Below are 3,264 nucleotides of genomic sequence, written 5' to 3' on the forward strand. Positions count from 1 at the left end.
TGAGGAGAACTACGGTGGCCAATAAATTAAGAAACTACACCATCAACTTCGGCCCGCAACACCCTGCGGCGCACGGCGTATTGCGTATGATTTTGGAGTTGGAGGGCGAAACCATCGTCCGTGCCGATCCGCACATCGGCCTCCTGCACCGCGGTACTGAAAAACTGGCTGAAACCAAAACCTATCTGCAAGCCCTGCCCTATATGGACCGTTTGGACTACGTTTCCATGATGGTCAACGAGCAGGCGTATTGCTTGGCGGTAGAAAAACTTGCCGGTATCGATGTACCTATCCGCGCCCAGTATATTCGCGTGATGTTTGCCGAAGTAACGCGCATCCTCAATCACTTAATGGGCATCGGTTCGCACGCTTTCGACATCGGCGCGATGACCGCCATTCTTTACGCCTTCCGCGACCGCGAAGAGCTGATGGACTTGTACGAAGCCGTTTCCGGCGCGCGTATGCACGCGGCCTACTTCCGTCCCGGCGGCGTTTACCGCGACCTGCCCGACTTCATGCCTAAATACGAGAGCAGCAAATTCCGCAACGCCAAAGTATTGAAGCAGCTCAACGAATCCCGCGAAGGTACCATGCTCGACTTTATCGACGCCTTCTGCGAGCGTTTCCCGAAAAACATCGACACACTCGAAACCCTCCTGACCGACAACCGTATTTGGAAACAGCGTACCGTCGGCATCGGTGTTGTCACTCCTGAGCGCGCCATGCAAAAAGGCTTTACCGGCGTTATGTTGCGCGGTTCCGGCGTGGAATGGGACGTGCGTAAGACACAACCTTACGAAGTGTACGACAAAATGGATTTCGACATCCCCGTCGGCGTCAACGGCGACTGCTACGACCGTTACCTCTGCCGTATGGAAGAAATGCGTCAATCCGTACGCATCATCAAACAATGTTCCGAGTGGTTGCGTGTCAATCCGGGTCCGGTCATTACCACAAACCACAAATTCGCTCCGCCCAAACGTACCGAAATGAAAACAGGTATAGAAGACCTGATTCACCATTTCAAACTCTTTACCGAGGGTATGCACGTTCCCGAGGGCGAGACCTACACCGCTGTCGAACATCCGAAAGGCGAGTTCGGCGTTTACATCATTTCAGACGGCGCAAACAAACCCTACCGCCTGAAAATCCGCGCACCCGGCTTCGCCCACCTGCAAGGCATGGACGAAATGGCAAAAGGCCACATGCTGGCCGACGTTGTTGCCATCATCGGTACGCAGGACATCGTATTCGGGGAGGTTGACCGATAATGTTATCCGCAGAATCTTTAAAACAAATTGACATCGAGTTGGCAAAATATCCTGCCGACCAACGTCGCTCCGCCATCATGGGCGCATTGCGTATTGCCCAAACCGAAAAAGGCTGGCTTGCTCCTGAGACCATCGCTTTTGTCGCAGACTATATCGGCATCTCGCCTGCACAAGCCTACGAAGTCGCTACTTTCTACAATATGTACGACCTTGAGCCTGTCGGCAAATACAAACTGACCGTTTGTACCAACCTGCCCTGCGCCCTGCGCGGCGGTATGGCAACCGGCGAATACCTCAAACAAAAACTCGGTATCGGCTACGGCGAAACCACGCCCGACGGCAAATTTACCCTTGTCGAAGGCGAATGCATGGGCGCATGTGGCGACGCTCCGGTCATGCTGGTCAACAACCACAGCATGTGCAGCTTTATGACCGCAGAAGCGATTGACAAGAAACTTGCCGAACTGAAATAAAAGGCCGTCTGAAAACAACGGCTGCAACCGATACGAAAACGAACAGGCACACCAAAAATGGCTATTTACCAATCAGGCGTGATTTTTGACCAAGTGGATACCGCCAATCCCGATTGCTGGACATTGGACGAATACGTCAAACGTGGCGGTTATACCGCCCTGCGTAAAATCCTGTCCGAAAACATCTCGCAAACCGATGTGATTGACGAAGTCAAAACCTCTGGCTTGCGCGGTCGTGGCGGTGCGGGCTTCCCGACCGGTTTAAAATGGAGCTTTATGCCCCGTTCCTTCCCGGGCGAAAAATATGTGGTTTGTAACACCGACGAAGGCGAGCCGGGTACATTTAAAGACCGCGACATCATCATGTTCAATCCTCATGCCCTGATTGAAGGCATGATTATCGCCGGTTACGCGATGGGTGCGAAAGCCGGCTACAACTACATCCACGGCGAAATTTTCGAAGGCTACCAACGTTTTGAAGCCGCTTTGGAGCAGGCGCGTGCCGCAGGCTTTTTGGGTAAAAATATTTTGGGTTCGGATTTTGAATTTGAACTCTTCGCCCACCACGGCTACGGCGCATATATTTGCGGCGAAGAAACCGCATTGCTCGAATCGCTGGAAGGCAAAAAAGGCCAGCCTCGCTTTAAACCACCATTCCCTGCTTCGTTCGGCCTGTACGGCAAACCGACTACCATCAACAATACCGAAACGTTCTCCTCCGTCCCCTTCATTATCCGTGACGGCGGACAGGCATTTGCCGATAAAGGTATTCCGAATGCAGGCGGTACCAAATTGTTCTGTATTTCCGGTCATGTCGAGCGTCCAGGCAACTATGAAGTGCCGTTGGGCACGCCGTTTGCCGAAGTCCTGAAAATGGCGGGCGGTATGCGCGGCGGTAAAAAACTTAAAGCCGTCATTCCCGGCGGTTCGTCCGCGCCCGTGTTGCCTGCCGATATCATGATGCAGACCAATATGGACTATGACTCGATTTCCAAAGCAGGCTCGATGTTGGGTTCCGGCGCGATTATCGTCATGGACGAAGACGTGTGCATGGTGAAAGCCCTTGAACGCCTGAGCTACTTCTACTACGACGAGTCTTGCGGCCAATGTACGCCTTGTCGTGAAGGTACTGGCTGGCTTTACCGCATCGTCCACCGCATCGTAGAAGGCAAAGGCCGCATGGAAGACTTGGATTTGCTGGATTCCGTCGGCAACCAAATGGCAGGCCGCACTATCTGCGCCCTTGCCGATGCCGCCGTCTTCCCTGTCCGCAGCTTTACCAAGCATTTCCGTGATGAGTTTGTGCATTACATCGAACACGGCGGACCGATGAAACCGAATAAGTGGTGCTAAGTTTTCAGACGGCCTCTAAAAGAATTATTTATTAAATACCCGTAACTAGGAACGAACCATGTTACAAATCGAAATCGACGGCAAACAGGTATCTGTGGAGCAGGGCGCGACGGTGATTGAAGCCGCGCACAAGCTCGGTACTTATATCCCGCATTTCTGTTACCACA

The 3,264-nt window shown here is 52.8% G+C and carries 4 protein-coding genes; all 4 read left to right on the plus strand.

Annotation, left to right across the window (positions count from 1 at the left end; translation table 11 throughout):
• Positions 1-14 precede the first annotated feature (14 nt).
• Positions 15-1,271, plus strand: coding sequence for an NADH dehydrogenase (quinone) subunit D (gene nuoD, locus ACTHUE_RS13785; protein WP_004519139.1), 1,257 nt, complete (start codon positions 15-17; stop codon positions 1,269-1,271).
• Positions 1,271-1,744, plus strand: a complete 474-nt coding sequence (nuoE, locus tag ACTHUE_RS13790; RefSeq protein ID WP_004519138.1) for an NADH-quinone oxidoreductase subunit NuoE — start codon at positions 1,271-1,273, stop codon at positions 1,742-1,744. Before nuoD ends, nuoE begins: the two co-directional genes overlap by 1 nt.
• A gap of 57 nt (positions 1,745-1,801) precedes the next feature.
• Positions 1,802-3,097: an NADH-quinone oxidoreductase subunit NuoF gene (nuoF, locus tag ACTHUE_RS13795; protein ID WP_003686543.1), complete on the plus strand. Its 1,296-nt coding sequence runs from the start codon at positions 1,802-1,804 to the stop codon at positions 3,095-3,097.
• Positions 3,098-3,155: 58 nt separating this feature from the next.
• A partial coding sequence (locus ACTHUE_RS13800) for a 2Fe-2S iron-sulfur cluster-binding protein (protein ID WP_440423630.1) occupies positions 3,156-3,264 on the plus strand: 109 nt, incomplete at its 3' end.

The organism is Neisseria sp. P0021.S005 (genome assembly GCF_051956955.1).